The following is a 15,399-nucleotide window of genomic DNA, read 5'->3' as shown; positions in this document are numbered from 1 at the left end:
CACGACTATGCGAGCACTCGAAGACGTGGAGACGGTCGGCGTCGTCGGCGCCGGCACGATGGGAGCGGGCATCGCCCAGGTGAGTTCGATGGCCGGCTACGACGTCGTGATGCGCGACATCGAGCGCGACTACGTCGAGGCGGGCTTCGACAGCATCGAGGACTCCCTCGACCGCTTCGTCGACAAGGGGAAGATCGACGACGACGAGCGACAGGCCACGCTCGACGGCATCGCCGGTACGACGGACCTCGCGGACCTCGCGGACTGCGACCTCGTCGTGGAGGCGGCCGTCGAGAACATGGACGTCAAGCAGGACATCTTCGGAGACCTCGACGAGGAGGTCCCGGGGGACGTCGTGCTGGCGACGAACACCTCGACGCTCTCGATCACCACCATCGCGTCGGCCACCGACCGCCCCGAGCAGGTCGTGGGCCTCCACTTCATGAACCCCGTGCCGGTGATGACGGGCGTCGAAGTCGTCGTCGGTGAGAAGACCGACGGCGAGGTCGTCGACTTCGCCCACGAGTTCGCCGAGGACCTCGACAAGGAGACCTGGGAGTCCGACGACAAGCCGGGTTTCGTCACCAACCGCATCCTGATGCCGTGGCTCAACGAGGGCATCCGGGCGTTCGACGAGGGCGTGGCGTCGAAGGAGGACATAGACAAGGGGATGAAACTCGGGACGAACGTCCCGATGGGGCCCCTCGAACTCGCCGACCACATCGGCCTCGACATCTGTCTCGACGCCAGCCGAACGCTCCACGAGGAGCTAGGCGACCGATACAAGCCGGCCTACCTCCTCAAGCGGAAGGTCGACGCCGGCGACCTGGGGAAGAAGACCGGCGAGGGCTTCTACAGCTACGAGTAGAGCGAACAGACGGTGTCGACGGGTCGCGGAGCGGTCCACCGCCGGTTTCGTCCGATCGCTCCGCGCCAGTTGTCAGCGCACGCGGGACGGTGGTCCCGGCTTCCTACTTGAACGTTCGCGAGAACAGCGCGTCGCGTCGGCTTCAGGCGAGGGGGCGATTCTCGATAGTTTCGCGGAGCGTCGCCAGCGCCGCACGGTCGAAGTCGCCGTGGACGCGCTCGAGTACCGCGTAGACCTCCGCCCGAGAGACCTTCACGTCCCCGTCCACCACGACGTCGGCGGGCCGCTCGCTGAGTTCCCGCATCGTCCCCACGGCGAGCAGGAACGGCACAGACCACGCGGCGAGCGTATTGCCTCGCGTGGTCGGCATCGCTTCCAGCCAGCGGTGTGCACCGTCTGCGTAGCCGCGTGCACGCTCGGTGACGCGTTGCACCACCATTCCGACACGTCCAGCGTTCGCCGGTTCGGCCACGTCCTCCGGGTCCAGTTCCTGCTCGGCGAGCCACTCCGCAGGGAGGTAGACGTTGTTCTCCTCGTAGTAGTCCGGTTGGACGTCCTTGGCGACGTTGACAAGTTGGAGGAGGAGCGCGAACGACCGGGCGTGCTCGCGCATCGTCTCGGCGTCGTCGGGAGCGGCGTCGTCGGCGAGGAGCTCCGTGACGAGTTCCCCGACCGTGCCGGCGACGTACCAGCAGTACTCCTCGAGTTCGCTCAGCGTCTGGATGCGGAGGCCGCCCTCGTCGGCGTAGCGCTCCACGAACCCGGCCATTCCGGTCGTCATCTCGCGGACGGTCGGTCGGATGGCGTCCTGAGCGTCGGTATCGAGGCTCTCGAACGCCCGGACCACGCGCGGCGCCTCTGCGACCACGGTCCAGTCTGCGTCGAGTTCCTCGGGCAGGACGTCCGCCACGTCCTCTCGGAACATCTCCACCGTGGTGTCGTCGTCCAGGGCGAGCACGCGGTCGTACGTCCGGAGGAGGGAGGCCTGTCTCGCCGGCGACATCGACGTCGAATCCTCGATCGTGTCCGCGACGCGACAGAGCAGGTAGCCGACACAGATGCGGGACGCCATCGGTTCCTCGAGAGCGTCGACAGTCAGTGCGAACGTGCGCGAGACGTCCTGTACCGTCTCGTGGCACCACTCGCGCTCCGTCGCAGCCGATTGTGGTGACTGGCCTCCGACCATTACTATACTACCGATACGGGTCGAGCCTAAAAAGGGGTTGGGGCGCGCGTCGATGAGAACAGTAAAGGAACGAGGTGGCGAGGTTTCGACCATGGACTTCAGTCTCACGCCCGAGCAGCAGCAGATTCGCGACATGGTCGCGGAGTTCGTGGACGAAGAGGTGGTCCCGCGGGCGTCCGAGATCGACGAGACCGACGAGTTCCCCTGGGACCTCGTCGAGGAGATGAGCGACCTCGGCCTGATGGGGATGCCATTCCCCGAGGAGTACGACGGCGCGGGACTCGACTACCACTCCTACGCTATCGCGCTCGAAGAGGTCTCCCGGGGGAGCGGCGGTCTCGGCACCGTCGTCGCGGCCCACACCAGTCTGGCGGGGAACATGCTCAACGCGTACGGCGACGACGACCAGAAGACCGAGTTCCTCGCGCCGTTGAACCGCGGCGACGACATCGGCGCGTTCGCGCTCTCGGAGGCCGGCGCTGGCTCAGACGTTCCCGCGATGGGAACGACCGCGGAGAAGGACGGGGACGAGTACGTCGTCAACGGCGACAAGCTCTGGATCTCGAACGGGAGCGTCGCGGACACCGTGACGCTGTTCGCGAAGACGGACCCGGACGCCGGCCACCGCGGCATCTCCTCGTTCGTCGTCCGGCCCAAGCAAGACGACGGCTTCCACGTCGAGGGCACCGAGGACAAACTCGGCGACAAGGGCTGCCCCACCGCCGAACTGCGCTTCGACGACATGCGCATCCCCGAGAGCCGCATCCTCGGCGAGGAGGGCGAGGGCTTCACGCACGCCCTGGAGACGCTGAACGGCGGCCGCATCACCATCGCCGCGCGCTCCATCGGCCTCGCGGCCGCCGCCCTCGAGGACAGCCTCCAGTACGCCCAGGACCGCGAGCAGTTCGACCAGCCCATCAGCGAGTTCCAGACCATCCAGCACAAGCTCGCCGACATGGACACGAAGATCCAGTCCGCGAAGCTCCTGATGCACCGGGCGGCGGACAAGAAGATCCGCGGCGAGGACTTCATCAAGGACGCAGCACAGGCGAAGCTCTACGCCTCCGAGATCAGCCGCGAGGTCACCAACGAGGGCATCCAGATCCACGGCGGCTACGGCTACACGAAGGACTTCGACGTCGAACGCTACTACCGCGACTCGAAGCTCAACGAGATCTACGAGGGGACCAGCGAGGTGCTCCGCAACACCATCGCTCGGCGGCTGCTGGAGTAGCGCGGGAGGGCGCTGTTACTCCGAGAGTCGATAGCAAGCGATGCCGTCCGTTCCACACTCCGGACAGACGTCGCGCTGGCTGTTGACGGTGGTTCCGCACCGACGGCACTCCCGAATCGTGCGTCGTCGACCGCCCTGCAGGACCGCCGTCTTCAGCCACTGAAGCTTCCTCATCATGGGTAGATCGTACCGGATTGGTGGCCACCTGGTGGTGGCATCGTCCGTTGGCAGGTCGGTGTGGATGCGGTAGTAAATAGCTGGGCCAACCGTAGTGAAAGTGAAACTGGTCGGCCAGGGCCTCGAGGGCGGCGGCTCCCCTAGATGACAGTTCTCGCCGCGAGCACGACGCCGACGCCGACCGCGAGCGAGACCAGCAGGTTCCCGGTCTTCCGCGCGACGGCGACAGTGGCGATGGCTGCGAGCCACTCCGCTGGGCCGCCGTCGGCCAGGGCGGGCGCGACGAACGCGACGACCACCGCGCCCGGGAGCACGTCGAGGCCCGCCTCGGCGCGCTCCGAGAGGTCGATTCGGCCGACCGCCCAGAGGCCGCTGGCCTTCGTCGCGTAGGTGACGGCGGCCATGGCGAGGACGACGCCGACGACGGTCGGGTCCAGAGAGAACGGGTCAGCCATCGTGGGTCACCACCTCCACGGCGGCTCCGGCCAGCGCACCAGCGAGAATGTACAACTCGCCAGGGACGAAGGCGTTCACGGCGAGCGCGACGCCGGCCGCCGCGAGCCACGGCCGCAGCGACTCGGTGCCCTCCCAGAAGCCCGCGGCGAGCGTGAGGAATAGCGCAGTCACGACGAAGTCGAGACCGAGGCGCGCGGGGTCGCCGACCAGGTCACCCGCCGTCGCGCCGACAACGGTCGTCACGACCCACAGCAGCCAGAGGACGAGGCCGCTGCCGAGCAGGAACGCACCCCGCGTGCTCCCGGTGCGCAACTCGCCAATGGTCAGCGCCCAGTTCTCGTCCGCGAAGAAGAACAGGCTCGTGTAGGTCTCCAGCGGCGACAGCTGTCGGAACCACGGTCGGAGCGCGGCGCCCATCAGCACGTACCGGAGGTTCACGACGGCCGTCGTGGTGACGACGGCGACGATGGGTATCGGGTCGGCCCACAGCCCGACGGCGACGAGCTGGGCCGCCCCGGCCAGCACGGTCGCACTCATCAGCGCGGCCTCCGCGACGCTGAGCCCAGACTGGCGGGCCACCACGCCGAAGACGATGCCGTAGCCGCCGACGCCGACTGCGACAGGGAGGCCGGTGAGGAACCCCTCACGGAGCCCCGCCCAGCCGAACGACAGCGACGGCTCGCCGTCAGTGTCCTCGGGCGCGGTGGAGGGTTCCGAGTCAGCCACCGCTGGTCCTCCTCGCGTTTGCCTGCATCTGTCGGTGCGGAGGACCCCCACTGGAATAACGGTTCGGAGAACGCGTTCTCCTCGGGCGCCGACCAGCGGGCCGGTCACGAACCCGGCCCGTTTTTGCCACCCCCGGACGAACTCCAGACGATGACCGAGGAGACCGTCGAGGCCGGCGGCGTCACCGCGCGCTACTACGAGACCGAGACCGAGCGCGTGCTCGCGTTCTCGGGCGACGGCGGGACGGCCGCCGTCGCGCAGAATCGCGAGGGGTACGCGATGTTGAAGGTGCGACCGTCGGCGGACGACGACGAACTGGAGCGGTACTACGGCTTCGACATGGCCCTCGACCACGCCGCGGAACTGCTCGGGGTCGACCCGAACGACCTCCCTGTCCCCGACGCGGCCGCCGATATGGGGATGTAGCCGACCGCAGTGGGGCAGTACGCCCCCGCTTCCGCACGTCTTTTGAACCTCGTCTGCAAAGCAGTGGTATGACCAACGTGCGAGTCGCCGGGGTCGGCCTCACCCACTTCGGTCGCCACCCCGAGCGGACGAGCCGCGACCTGTTCGCGGAGGCCGGACTCGCGGCACTCGACGACGCCGGCGTCGAACGCGGGGACGTAGACGGAGTCTACTACGGGAACTTCATGGGCGCACTCGCCGAGCACCAGGGCCACCAGGGCCCGCTGGCGGCAGAGGCCCTCGGCGTGGACGCCCCCGCGACGCGCTACGAGAGCGCCTGTGCGTCCAGCGGCGTGGCGCTCCGGCAGGCCGTCAGGGACGTGCGCAACGGTGAGGAGGACGTCCTCGTCGTCGGCGGCGCCGAGCGGATGAACAACCTCGAGACGGCGGAGTCGACGGAGGCGCTGGCCATCGCCGCCGACGAACTGTACGAAGTGCGGGCCGGCGTGACGTTCCCCGGCGCGTACGCGATGATGGCGGACGCCTACTTCGCGGAGTTCGGCGGGACCCACGAGGACCTCGCGCACATCGCGGTGAAGAACCACGCGAACGCCGTCGGTAACGACCACGCGCAGTACCAGCGGGAGATCACCGTCGAGGACGTGCTGGAGTCGCCGCCGGTCGCCGAACCGCTGAACCTCTACGACGCCTGTCCCGTCACCGACGGCGCGAGCGCGGTCGTCCTCGTCAGCGAGGACTACGCCGACGACCACGGCCTCGACGCGCCCGTCGCGGTCACCGGCACCGGACAGGGCGGGGACAAGATGGCACTGCAGGACCGCGACGACATGGCCACGTCACCGGCGGCAACGAAGGCCGCCGAAGAGGCGTACGCCGACGCCGACGTGACCGCCGCCGACGTCGACGTCGCGGAGGTCCACGACTGCTTCACCGTCGCCGAGGTGCTCGCCGTCGAATCGCTGGGCCTCTTCGAGACGGGCGAGGGAATCGGTGCGGCCCGCGAGGGCACCACGACGCGCGACGGCGACGTTCCGGTGAACCTCTCCGGCGGCCTGAAGGCGAAGGGGCACCCGGTCGGCGCGACGGGGACGAGCCAGATAGCGGAGTTGACCAGCCTGCTCCGCGGCGACCACCACAACAGCGAGTACGTGGCAGACGCGGACGTCGCCGTGGCGCACAACGCCGGTGGCACCGTGGCGAGTGCAGTGGTCCACGTCCTGGAGGTGGCAGAATGACCGACGCGAGCGTCCGCAACGCGGGCTACGACGACTTCATCGACGCGCTCGCTGACAGCGAGGGCTACTACCTGGAGTGCGAGAACGGCCACGGGAGCCTCCCGCCGCGGCGGGTCTGCCCGCACTGCGGGAGCCGCGAACTCGTCGAGACGGCGCTGTCCGAGGTTGGGGAAATCGACTCCTACACGGTCGTCCACGTCGCGGCGCCGTCGTTCGCCGACGACGCGCCGTACGCCGTCGCGGTCGCCGACTTCGGCGGCGTACGGCTCACGGGACAGATTCAGTCGGACCTCGACGCGGTCGAGAACGGGCGGACTGTCGCGGCCCACGTCGGCGAGTCGGAGACGACCGGCGACCGGCTACTGACCTTCGAGCTGCGGTAGTTCCCCGCGGATTAGGTCGACGAACGTCCCGGGTTCTTCCTCGTGCGGGAGCAGTTTCGTGTCGTCGAGGACGACCAGCCGCGTGTCCGCCTCGTCGGCGAGTTCTCGGCCCTCGGCGAGCGGCGTCACGGTGGCCTCCCGGCCCCAGAACAACGTGACCGGGCAGTCCACCGCGGCGAGCGCCTCGCCCAGGTCGACCGCGGGGTCGAGGAAGCCGCCGACGAACGACGCCGGAGCGAACCGTCCACCGTCCTGGTGGGCGGTCTGCCACTGGTAGTCGACGATATCGGTGGTGACGTGCTCGGGCCGGTAGAACGCCTCCCGCTGGTCGAAGAAGCGCAGCGAGGGTTTGCTCGTGAGCGCGTTGAACAGTCCCTGACCGACCACCGGCGAGCGGACGAGGCTCCGGACCCAGGGCCGCCGCGGCCCGGTGTCGGCCGTCGGGCAGACCAGCAGCAGTCCTTTCGCGTCCACCTCGTCCGCCGCCATCGCCGCCCACGCGCCAGTCAGTGAACTCCCGAGGACGACCGGGTCGTCGGCCACGTCCGCGAGGAAGTCGGCGACGAACGCCTCGTACAGCGAACTGGTGTAGGCGACCGGCGGCCGGTCGCTCCGCCCGAACCCGGGCAGGTCGGGCGCGACGACGTGGTAGTCCTCGACGAGCGGACCGAAGATGCCGTCGTACTCCTTCGCGGAGGCGGCGGCGTGAACGCCGTGGAGACAGACAACGTCGGGGTCGGACGGGTCGCCGGCCTCGGTGTATTCCACGTCGAAGCCGCGCCAGCGGTACGTCCGCTGGTTGCCGACGAGGGCCGGCTCCAGCGGCCCCGACCGAGCGCTGAGCGCGCGGTTGGCGGCTTCCGTGAGTGCGAGGCCACCGACGGCGCCGGCGAGGAGTCTGCGGAGTCGCATGGTCGAACAGTGGGCTGCCAGTCGCTTATCCGTTGGGCCTACGCGCGAAGAAACGCGTCCGGACTCAGTCCCGCTGCTGGTCGAGGCAGTCCGCCAGCGGGTCGACGATGTCGTCGGCGAGTTCGTACGGCGTGGTGTCGCCCTCGTCGATGCGTTCGACGAGTTCCTCGATGCCGCCGCGGGCCTCGAGTTCCGCCTCCAGCAGTTGGCTGGCGTCCTCGCGGAGCAGGTTCCGGAGTTCCTCGGCGTGGCGGGTGCGGCGCTTCTTGTCGCGTCGCCCGGAGTCGTCGAGCCACGAGGCGTGGTTCTCGAGAACCGAGAGGAACTCGTCGACGCCCTCGCCGCTCTTGGCGACGGTCTCGACGACCTCGGGCTCCCAGTCGTCTGACTCGCTCTGCCGGAGGTCGAGCATGTTCTTCAGCTCCGTGACCGTCTTGTTTGCGCCCTGGAGGTCGGCCTTGTTGACGACGAAGACGTCGCCGATCTCGAGGATGCCCGCCTTCAGCATCTGGACGTCGTCGCCCGAGGACGGCGGGACGAGCACGGCGACGGTGTCGGCGGTCTTCACCACGTCGACCTCGTTCTGGCCGGCGCCGACCGTCTCGATGATGACCTTGTCCTTGCCGAACGCGTCGAGGGCCTTCACGGCGTCCGCGGTGGCCGTCGAGAGGCCACCGAGGCTGCCGCGCGCGGACATCGACCGGAAGAACACGTCCATGTCCGTCGCCGTCGAGGCCATCCGGATGCGGTCGCCGAGGACCGCGCCGCCCGTGAACGGCGAGGAGGGGTCGACGGCGATGACGCCGACGCTCAGCCCGCGGTCACGGTACGTCTTCGCCATCTTGTCCACGAGCGTCGACTTCCCGGAGCCGGGGCTGCCGGTGATGCCGACGACGTCGGCGCCGCCGGTGTGGGGGTAGAGCGCGGAGACGACCTCGCGGTAGCCCGGCGAGCGGTTCTCTATCTTCGTGATGGTCCGGGCGAGCGCGCGGTGTTTCCCCCCGAGTAGCTCCTCGACGATCGCTGGCTCGTCGGTGGTCGCCATCTCAGTCACGCGGCTTGACGTTCTCCCGGATGAACTGGACGGTCTCCTCCATCGGCGTGCCCGGGCCGAAGATGGCGTCGACGCCCGCCTCCGTCAGCCCCGGTCGGTCCTCGTCCGGGATGATGCCGCCGACGATGATGAGCGTGTCCTCGAAGGCGTCGTACTCCTGGAGGCCCTCGACGATCTTCGGGACGAGCGTGTTGTGGGCGCCAGAGAGAATGGAGATGCCCAGCACGTCGACGTCCTCCTGGACGGCAGCCTGTACGATCTCCGCCGGGGCCTTGTGGAGCCCCGAGTAGATGACCTCGAAGCCGGCGTCGCGGAACGCGCGCGTGATGACGTGCGCCCCCCGGTCGTGGCCGTCGAGTCCCACCTTGGCCACCAGACACCGGATGTTCCGTTGAGCGTCCTGACTCATGTTCGAGGATTCGCCGCATGACCGTTTCACTCTAACGGACTACTATTACGCCTTCGGTTGGATTACGGCAACTCAGGTTGCAACGGTGCGGGGAACGGGCCGAAGCGAAAGCGGGTTGGTGGGTCGGCCACAACCCCCCGGTAATGGCATCCGCCACCGCCCCCGGGTACGCGAGGGCTCACCCCCGGCGGGTCACCGCCGTGCTCTCCGTCGTCGGCTACGCGCTCGTCATCGGTGCCTTCGAGGGACTGATACCCCTGTTCCCGGAGCTGTCCAGGGAGACGGTGGTCCTGTTCTCGGACCTCATCGCCGTCGTCAACACGCTCGCGCTCACCAGCCTGCTCGTCGGCTGGCGGTTCATCCGCCGCGGCGACGTCCGGAGACACCGCGTCGCGATGCTCACCGCGTTCAGCCTCATCTGCGCGTTCCTCGTGCTCTACCTCTGGAAGGTCGGCGGCGGCTTCGAGAAGTCAATCGTCATCCGCGAGGGGCAGTTCCTCTACGCGTACGCGGGTACCGTCGAACTCGTCTACTTCGCGATGCTCGCTATCCACATCCTGCTGTCCGTGCTCGCCGTCCCCGTCGTGCTGTACGCCGTCGTCCTGGGGCTCACGCGCACCCCCGAGGAACTCCGGGAGACGAGTCACGCGAAGTACGGCCGTGTCGCCGTCGCCTCGTGGTCGCTGTCGCTGTTCCTCGGCGTCGTCACCTACTGGCTGCTCAACCACGTCTACGCGTGGGTGCCGCGGTAGCCCTCGGCAGGTAGATTCATACTCCCCGTGGACGCAACTCCGCAGCGATGGGTAGCGCGGACGCAGCGGACGGGGAGCAGACGTGGCGTTGCAAGGCCTGCGGGAAGCGCCAGCGCGACTCCGACCCGCTACTCGGTCCACGGAATCAGTATGGCACCGAACGCGAATGCGACGACGGCTAGCACCGCGAGTACGGTGGCGTTCGTCACCACGTCGCCCCCCGAGTACGTCGCGGCGCGGACCCCGCGGGCGAAGTACGCGAGCGGTGAGAGGTCGACGACCGGCAGGAACCACGCCGGGAACAGCTCCGGCTGGACGAACGTCTCGGAGAGGAAGAGGAGGGGGAGCGCGACGCCATTGCTCATCGCGATGGCGCCGTCCTGGCCGTCCGCGACGCTGCCGAGTACCGCGCCGATGCCACAGAACACGACGGAGGCCACGGGGACGAAGAACGCGAGCCACGGCGACAGCGCGAACTCGGCGCCCGTGAGTTTCAGCGCGACGAGCAGCACCGCCGACGCGGCGGCGATGAGCGCGACGTTGACGAGCGTGTGCGCGGCGAGCCACTCCGCCCGCGTGAGCGGTGTCGTCGCGAGCTTCTCGAAGCGGTTGCCCTCGCGGTGGCGCGCGACGGTGCTGCCGACCCGGGAGAGCGGCGTGAACAGCACCACCGTCGCCAGATACGCGGGGACGTAGTAGCCGGTCGGCTCGGAGAAGAGGCCACCACTCCCGGACTGCGTGCGGACGAGGCCCGCGAAGATGACGATGAGCAACACCGGGAAGAAGAACGTGAAGAACACCGCGGTGCGACGCCGGATGAACGTCCGGTAGGTCCCCGTCGCCTCCGCGGCGATGCGACGCGCGCGGCTCATCGACGCACCTCCAGGGCGCTGTCGAGACCTGCGTGCTCGACGTCACCGGCGAGTTCGAGGTAGGCGTCTTCGAGCGTCGGTTCCCGCCACGACAGCGCTTCGAAGTCGACGCCCGCGTCGTCGAGGGCGGCCACGATGTCGCCGATGTCCTCGGGCGCGACATCGGGAAAGACTAGGCCCTCCGCGGTTCGCTCGGGCTCGAATCCGGGCAGGTCGTCGGCGTCCGTCTCGACGACGAGTCGCGTCGGTCCGCCGTGGGCGGCGACGAGTTCGCTCGGTGTGCCCGTGGCCGCGACGTCCCCGTCGGCGAGCAGCGCGACGCGGTCCGCGAGGCGCTCGGCCTCCGCCATGTCGTGAGTGGTGAGCAGGATGGTGGTGCCGCCCGCGGCGAGGTCCTCGAACACCGACCAGAGCGCGCGCCGGCCCGCCGGGTCGACGGCCGTCGTCGGTTCGTCGAGGAACAGCACGTCCGGGCCGTTGACGAGCGCCGCGGCGACGCACGCGCGGCGTTTCTGTCCGCCGGAGAGGTCGCCGTACCACGTGTCGTCTTCGGGGTCCAGTCCGACCTCCCGGAGCACCGTCTCGGGGTCGCGGGGGTCGTCGTAGAGGCCCGCGTAGTAGCCGACGAGTTCGCCCGCGGTGAGCCGGTCCGGCGGCGAGAACTCCTGCGGGAGCAGACCGACGCGCTGCTTGCGAGCCACGGTCGGGTCGGTGCCGAGCAGGCGCACCTCGCCGTCGTCTGGCGTCGTCGTTCCCGTCAGGCAGCGCACGAGCGTCGTCTTCCCCGCGCCGTTCGGGCCGACGAGCGCGAACACCTCGCCCTCGTCGACGGAGAGGGAGACGCCCGCGAGCGCCGCGGCGTCGCCGTATCGCTTCACGACGTTCTCGGCGACGAGTACCGGGTCCATGCGCTCGGATTGGGACGAGTGGAATAAAGCGCTGTGGAACGCGCCTACCGCGTCGGCCGCCACACAAGCAACAGCACGGAGGAGACGAAGACGACCGTTGAGAGCGCGTAGGGCTCGTTCTGCGCGAGCGTGGCGACGGCAGAAGCACCCCCGAACGCCCCGGTCAACAGCGTCGCCGCGACCGGCCACGTGCAACTGACACACGAGAACAGGCCGAGCAGGCCCGCGACGCCCGTCCGAGCGGCGTCGAGCACAGTCGCCGCCACGAGATAGGCGAGCGCCGCGTAGCCAATCACTTTGAACGGGAAGAGACTCATCGTCAGCGCCGTCCCGCTGTAGACGAGGGTCGGCCCCCAACCGGGAGACAGCCACGCGATTCGCGTACCGAGCCCCTCACCGTGGAGCACGAACAGACCGCCGACGCCAGCGAGCAACAGGAAGTAAGCGACGCCGACGCCGAACGCGGCGAGACGCTGGGCCCGCGGCGCGTCTGGCAGGTAGACCTTCGAGACGCCCCAGACGGCGGCGTTGATCCAGACGAACGGGTACGCCAGGAAGACGGGGTCGGTCGGCACCGAACTGGACACCGCGAAGTAGAACAGCACGAGCGCGAGTTCGCCGTTCACGAGGAGCGCGCCGTACAGCAGCGTGTCGCGGTCGGGGCGGAGCCGGGACGCGGAGACGGTCCCCGTCGCCATCTCAGACCACCATCGCGTCGAGGACGACTGCGACGAGCAGGCAGCCGAGGTAGGCGTTCGACGCGTGGAACGAACGCATCGCCGCCGAGCGGTCGCGCTCCCGGTGGAGTCGCACGGCGAAGTAGAGGAAGACAGCGCCGAGTGCGACCGTCGTGCCCGCGAACAGCGCGCCGAGGTCCGTCAGCGCGGCCAGCACGACGGCTGCGACGAGCGTCGCGCCGAGGTAGTAGACGATGTGTTTGCGCGTGGTGGCCTCCCCGCTCACGACCGGCATCAGCGGGAAGCCGCCGCGCTCGTAGTCGTCCTTGTAGGCGAGCGCGAGGTTGTAGAAGTGCGCGGGCGTCCAGAGGAAGATGACGACGGCGAGCGCGAGGCCAGCGACACCGACCTCCCCCGTGACGGCAGCCCACCCGATGAGCGCCGGGAGCGCGCCCGCGGCGCCGCCGATGACCGTGCTCTGCCGGGTGTTCGGTTTCAGCACGAGCGTGTAGATCACCGAGTAGAACACGATGGCGGTGAGTCCCAGCACGGCCGTGAGCGCGTTTACGGAGTAGAACGCGACCAGCGACGCGGCGGCGAGCACGAGACCGAACGCGACCGCGTTCCAGATGGGGATGCTGTCGGTGGCGATTGGTCGGTCGTCCGTGCGCGCCATCTTCTTGTCCTTCTCTCGCTCGAGGACGTGGTTGAACGTCCCCGACGCGCCGATGGCGAGCACGCCGCCGCCGAGCGTCCCGAGAATCGTCGTCGTGGCGAGCGCGGGGCCGGCGGCCAGCGCCATCCCCGCTGACGCGACGAGACAGAGCAGCCACATCAGCCGCGGCTTCATCAGCCGGAAGTAGGCGTACGGCGTCGCGAGCGGGCCAGAGGCGGCCGAATTCCCACTGTCGCCGCTACGTGGTTCGCCCTCCCACTCCGCAGACGGCAGATGGCCAGTCTGGGCCTCCAGCGTCCACGCGAGTGCGAGTACGAGCGCGGCGAAGATGCCGACCCCAAGCGCGAGGTGGGCGCCGGCGAGCGCTGCGGACGCGCCGTTCGTCGCGGTCAGCGCACCGACGGCGACCTGCACGGGGTAGACGAGAACAGCCGCCGTCGCGGCCGCCCGAACGCGTTTGGACTCGTCGCGACGCCACGCCAGGATGGCGACGACGACGACGAGTGCGCCGGTGACGACGGCGGCTGTGCGGTGGCCCCAGACGACGACCAGCGACAGCGAGTCCAGCGCGAACCAGCGACCGTTGCAGGCCGGCCACGAGCGGCAGGCCTCGGCCGCGCCAATGAGCGCCGTCGTGGCGCCGACGACGAGCAGCGTGTAGACGCCCATCGCGGCCGCGGCGAGCAGCGCGGTGAATCTGTCTGGTGGGTCCTGAGTCACGAACGTCCCTCTCGTCGGTTGGTTACGACCGGGTGCACTTAGCCTGTCCGACTCGCGGACGAGGCGATTCAGCACCTATTTATGGAACCGCTCCGAACTACCGGACAACATGAGAGGAAAGCGGCTCGCACCCGTTCTCGTCGCCGCCGTCGGCTTCCTCGTCGCCTTCGTCGACCCGGTCGCCGCCTCACAGTACCAGTCGGTGACCGAGGAGGCTATCCGCCAGCTCAACAACATGTTGCTCGCGGCTGCGCTCCCCATCACCCTCCTGGTCGAAGGCATCCTCATCTACACCGTCTGGAAGTTCCGCAACTCCGACGAGGCGAAGCCGACGAAGGAGAACCGCCGCCTCGAGATCACCTGGACCGTCGCCACGGCCGTCGTGCTACTGTTCGTCGGCGTCGCCGCGTACGGCGTGATGGGGCAGACGGCCGTCACCGCCACGCAGGCCGACGCGGAGGCCGCGATAGCACAAGACGACACGGTCGTCGTCGACACCATCGGCGTGCAGTGGTACTGGAAGTACTCCTACCCCGAGGAGGACCTCACGGTCAGTTCCGGTGCCGCCACCGAGGGGGTGGACGTCGGGAACCAACCCATGGTCGTCCCGGTCGACACGAAACTGGTGATACGCACGACGTCCGAGGACGTGATTCACGCCTTCCACGCCCCCGAAATCGGGCTGAAACAGGACGCCGTCCCCGGTCAGACGAACTACCTCATCACTACCGTTACCGAGGAGGGCACCTACACCCTCTACTGCGCTGAGTTCTGTGGACAGGGCCACTCAGAGATGCTCGGTGAGATCGTCGTCGTCGACCAGGACACCTACGAGGACTGGGTCCAGGACCCCGAAAACACGACCGTCCAGCCTTAGGACCGCCGCAACCGCGCACACTCTCCTTCCGTCACTTCCACCCGCGAGCCGTCGCTCTCGACGACGAGCGCACCGCGCTCCGTGACCGCGACCGCTTCTCCAGTGACCGTCTCGCCCGCCCGCGTCTCGACGCGCACCCGTTCGCCGAGCGTCGCGGCGCGCTCGCGCCACGCGTCGATGGCTGATTCGAAGCCTGCGCTGGACTCGACCCGCGCGACCCACTCCAGGAGTCGCTCGTGGAGCGTCGCCGCGACGGCCGTCTCGTCGACGTCACCGACCTGCTCGCGCAGCGTCGTCACGCGACGGTCGACGTCGAGGGCCGATGGGTCGAGGTTCGCGTTGACGCCGATGCCGAGTACCGCGTACGAGAGCTCCGCGTCTGCCGGGTCCGTGCCCGGGAACACCTCGTCGACCGGTTTGCCGGCGACCGGCACCTCGTCGACGACGGCCTCAGTGAGCACGCCACAGAGCTTCGCGCGCTCGCCGCCGTCGTCGACGACCACGTCGTTGGGCCACTTGAGGCGAGCGTCGACGCCGAAGGACTCGACCGTCTCGGCGGCAGCGAGGCCACCCGCGAACGTGAGTCGACCGACGTGGCTCGCGTCGAAGGCGGGCCGGACGAGCGTGCTCGACCAGACACCGCCCGGCGGCGACGCCCAGACGTTTCCGGTGCGGCCTCGTCCAGCGGTCTGCTCGTCCGCTACGACGACCGTTCCGTGGGGCGCGCCGTCGCGTCCCTCCGCTCGCGCGAGGTCGTTCGTACTCGGGCAGGACTCGCGGTGGACGAGGGGCGCAGCCACGCGGTCACGTAACTCCGCGGGGTCGACTGGCATGGAGAGTCGTTGACGGTC

General features: G+C 68.9%; 18 protein-coding genes. 7 read left to right on the top strand and 11 right to left on the bottom strand.

Features of this window, described 5'->3' with window-relative positions:
* Window positions 1-7 precede the first annotated feature (7 nt).
* Window positions 8-868 (top strand): 3-hydroxybutyryl-CoA dehydrogenase, encoded by an 861-nt coding sequence (locus HALDL1_07585; GenBank protein ID AHG03475.1) that lies wholly within the window; start codon window positions 8-10, stop codon window positions 866-868.
* Window positions 869-1,010: 142 nt separating this feature from the next.
* Here HALDL1_07585 and HALDL1_07580 read toward each other — a convergent pair whose 3' ends face one another.
* Entirely contained in the window at window positions 1,011-2,054 is a 1,044-nt protein-coding gene (locus HALDL1_07580; protein ID AHG03474.1) for a farnesyl-diphosphate farnesyltransferase, read from the bottom strand.
* Between the two features lie 91 nt (window positions 2,055-2,145).
* Between HALDL1_07580 and HALDL1_07575 the strand changes: the two genes are divergently transcribed.
* Window positions 2,146-3,288, top strand: a complete 1,143-nt coding sequence (locus HALDL1_07575; GenBank protein AHG03473.1) for an acyl-CoA dehydrogenase — start codon at window positions 2,146-2,148, stop codon at window positions 3,286-3,288.
* Window positions 3,289-3,605: 317 nt separating this feature from the next.
* Here HALDL1_07575 and HALDL1_07570 read toward each other — a convergent pair whose 3' ends face one another.
* Window positions 3,606-3,920 (bottom strand): ABC transporter permease, encoded by a 315-nt coding sequence (locus HALDL1_07570; protein ID AHG03472.1) that lies wholly within the window; start codon window positions 3,918-3,920, stop codon window positions 3,606-3,608.
* Window positions 3,913-4,647 carry a branched-chain amino acid ABC transporter permease gene (locus tag HALDL1_07565; GenBank protein AHG03471.1) on the bottom strand — a complete coding sequence of 245 codons (735 nt, stop codon included), beginning with the start codon at window positions 4,645-4,647 and terminating at the stop codon, window positions 3,913-3,915. Before HALDL1_07565 ends, HALDL1_07570 begins: the two co-directional genes overlap by 8 nt.
* 150 nt (window positions 4,648-4,797) lie before the next feature.
* Between HALDL1_07565 and HALDL1_07560 the strand changes: the two genes are divergently transcribed.
* The 3 genes from HALDL1_07560 to HALDL1_07550 all read left to right on the top strand — a co-directional run bounded on the left by HALDL1_07560 (window position 4,798) and on the right by HALDL1_07550 (window position 6,691).
* A complete protein-coding gene (locus HALDL1_07560) occupies window positions 4,798-5,073 on the top strand; it encodes a hypothetical protein (protein ID AHG03470.1) in 276 nt (91 codons plus the stop codon).
* Between the two features lie 68 nt (window positions 5,074-5,141).
* Window positions 5,142-6,308 (top strand): 3-ketoacyl-CoA thiolase, encoded by a 1,167-nt coding sequence (locus HALDL1_07555; protein ID AHG03469.1) that lies wholly within the window; start codon window positions 5,142-5,144, stop codon window positions 6,306-6,308.
* Complete coding sequence (locus HALDL1_07550; GenBank protein ID AHG03468.1) at window positions 6,305-6,691, top strand: hypothetical protein; 387 nt, start codon at window positions 6,305-6,307, stop codon at window positions 6,689-6,691. The genes HALDL1_07555 and HALDL1_07550 overlap by 4 nt, the downstream gene beginning before the upstream one ends.
* On the opposite strand, the gene HALDL1_07545 is transcribed toward HALDL1_07550, so the two are convergent.
* The 3 genes from HALDL1_07545 to HALDL1_07535 form a co-directional block, all read right to left on the bottom strand.
* Window positions 6,668-7,603, bottom strand: coding sequence for an alpha/beta hydrolase (locus tag HALDL1_07545; protein ID AHG03467.1), 936 nt, complete (start codon window positions 7,601-7,603; stop codon window positions 6,668-6,670). The genes HALDL1_07550 and HALDL1_07545 overlap by 24 nt on opposite strands.
* Before the next feature lie 64 nt (window positions 7,604-7,667).
* Entirely contained in the window at window positions 7,668-8,648 is a 981-nt protein-coding gene (locus HALDL1_07540; protein AHG03466.1) for an ABC transporter ATPase, read from the bottom strand.
* A 1-nt stretch (window position 8,649) separates the two neighbouring features.
* Window positions 8,650-9,066, bottom strand: coding sequence for a methylmalonyl-CoA mutase (locus HALDL1_07535; protein ID AHG03465.1), 417 nt, complete (start codon window positions 9,064-9,066; stop codon window positions 8,650-8,652).
* Between the two features lie 143 nt (window positions 9,067-9,209).
* Between HALDL1_07535 and HALDL1_07530 the strand changes: the two genes are divergently transcribed.
* Window positions 9,210-9,818 (top strand): hypothetical protein, encoded by a 609-nt coding sequence (locus tag HALDL1_07530; GenBank protein ID AHG03464.1) that lies wholly within the window; start codon window positions 9,210-9,212, stop codon window positions 9,816-9,818.
* A gap of 128 nt (window positions 9,819-9,946) precedes the next feature.
* On the opposite strand, the gene HALDL1_07525 is transcribed toward HALDL1_07530, so the two are convergent.
* The 4 genes from HALDL1_07525 to HALDL1_07510 are packed head-to-tail and all read right to left on the bottom strand — an operon-like array spanning window position 9,947 to window position 13,620.
* Entirely contained in the window at window positions 9,947-10,690 is a 744-nt protein-coding gene (locus HALDL1_07525; protein AHG03463.1) for an ABC transporter permease, read from the bottom strand.
* Window positions 10,687-11,598, bottom strand: coding sequence for an ABC transporter ATP-binding protein (locus tag HALDL1_07520; GenBank protein ID AHG03462.1), 912 nt, complete (start codon window positions 11,596-11,598; stop codon window positions 10,687-10,689). Before HALDL1_07520 ends, HALDL1_07525 begins: the two co-directional genes overlap by 4 nt.
* A gap of 44 nt (window positions 11,599-11,642) precedes the next feature.
* The gene (locus tag HALDL1_07515; GenBank protein ID AHG03461.1) at window positions 11,643-12,296 is read right to left on the bottom strand and encodes an ABC transporter ATP-binding protein; all 654 of its coding nucleotides are present in this window, start codon (window positions 12,294-12,296) and stop codon (window positions 11,643-11,645) included.
* A 1-nt stretch (window position 12,297) separates the two neighbouring features.
* The gene (locus HALDL1_07510; protein ID AHG03460.1) at window positions 12,298-13,620 is read right to left on the bottom strand and encodes a protoheme IX farnesyltransferase; all 1,323 of its coding nucleotides are present in this window, start codon (window positions 13,618-13,620) and stop codon (window positions 12,298-12,300) included.
* A 160-nt stretch (window positions 13,621-13,780) separates the two neighbouring features.
* On the opposite strand from HALDL1_07510, the gene HALDL1_07505 reads away from it, so the two are divergent.
* Window positions 13,781-14,548, top strand: coding sequence for a cytochrome C oxidase subunit II (locus tag HALDL1_07505; protein AHG03459.1), 768 nt, complete (start codon window positions 13,781-13,783; stop codon window positions 14,546-14,548).
* On the opposite strand, the gene HALDL1_07500 is transcribed toward HALDL1_07505, so the two are convergent.
* Window positions 14,545-15,381, bottom strand: a complete 837-nt coding sequence (locus tag HALDL1_07500) for a biotin acetyl-CoA carboxylase ligase (GenBank protein ID AHG03458.1) — start codon at window positions 15,379-15,381, stop codon at window positions 14,545-14,547. The genes HALDL1_07505 and HALDL1_07500 overlap by 4 nt on opposite strands.
* Window positions 15,382-15,399: the final 18 nt, after the last annotated feature.

The sequence above is a fragment of the Halobacterium sp. DL1 genome, assembly GCA_000230955.3.
In the GTDB taxonomy this organism is placed as follows: domain Archaea; phylum Halobacteriota; class Halobacteria; order Halobacteriales; family Halobacteriaceae; genus Halobacterium.
This window is presented reverse-complemented; position numbering and strand designations above follow the sequence as displayed.

Excerpts from the sequence above, each read along its gene's own strand:
- HALDL1_07585 (AHG03475.1), top strand. The coding sequence starts at position 8 with ATGCGAGCACTCGAAGACGTGGAGACGGTCGGCGTCGTCGGCGCCGGC.
- HALDL1_07580 (AHG03474.1), bottom strand. The coding sequence starts at position 2,054 with ATGGTCGGAGGCCAGTCACCACAATCGGCTGCGACGGAGCGCGAGTGG.
- HALDL1_07575 (AHG03473.1), top strand. The coding sequence starts at position 2,146 with ATGGACTTCAGTCTCACGCCCGAGCAGCAGCAGATTCGCGACATGGTC.
- HALDL1_07570 (AHG03472.1), bottom strand. The coding sequence starts at position 3,920 with ATGGCTGACCCGTTCTCTCTGGACCCGACCGTCGTCGGCGTCGTCCTC.
- HALDL1_07560 (AHG03470.1), top strand. The coding sequence starts at position 4,798 with ATGACCGAGGAGACCGTCGAGGCCGGCGGCGTCACCGCGCGCTACTAC.
- HALDL1_07555 (AHG03469.1), top strand. The coding sequence starts at position 5,142 with ATGACCAACGTGCGAGTCGCCGGGGTCGGCCTCACCCACTTCGGTCGC.
- HALDL1_07550 (AHG03468.1), top strand. The coding sequence starts at position 6,305 with ATGACCGACGCGAGCGTCCGCAACGCGGGCTACGACGACTTCATCGAC.
- HALDL1_07545 (AHG03467.1), bottom strand. The coding sequence starts at position 7,603 with ATGCGACTCCGCAGACTCCTCGCCGGCGCCGTCGGTGGCCTCGCACTC.
- HALDL1_07540 (AHG03466.1), bottom strand. The coding sequence starts at position 8,648 with ATGGCGACCACCGACGAGCCAGCGATCGTCGAGGAGCTACTCGGGGGG.
- HALDL1_07535 (AHG03465.1), bottom strand. The coding sequence starts at position 9,066 with ATGAGTCAGGACGCTCAACGGAACATCCGGTGTCTGGTGGCCAAGGTG.
- HALDL1_07530 (AHG03464.1), top strand. The coding sequence starts at position 9,210 with ATGGCATCCGCCACCGCCCCCGGGTACGCGAGGGCTCACCCCCGGCGG.
- HALDL1_07525 (AHG03463.1), bottom strand. The coding sequence starts at position 10,690 with ATGAGCCGCGCGCGTCGCATCGCCGCGGAGGCGACGGGGACCTACCGG.
- HALDL1_07520 (AHG03462.1), bottom strand. The coding sequence starts at position 11,598 with ATGGACCCGGTACTCGTCGCCGAGAACGTCGTGAAGCGATACGGCGAC.
- HALDL1_07515 (AHG03461.1), bottom strand. The coding sequence starts at position 12,296 with ATGGCGACGGGGACCGTCTCCGCGTCCCGGCTCCGCCCCGACCGCGAC.
- HALDL1_07510 (AHG03460.1), bottom strand. The coding sequence starts at position 13,620 with ATGGGCGTCTACACGCTGCTCGTCGTCGGCGCCACGACGGCGCTCATT.
- HALDL1_07505 (AHG03459.1), top strand. The coding sequence starts at position 13,781 with ATGAGAGGAAAGCGGCTCGCACCCGTTCTCGTCGCCGCCGTCGGCTTC.
- HALDL1_07500 (AHG03458.1), bottom strand. The coding sequence starts at position 15,381 with ATGCCAGTCGACCCCGCGGAGTTACGTGACCGCGTGGCTGCGCCCCTC.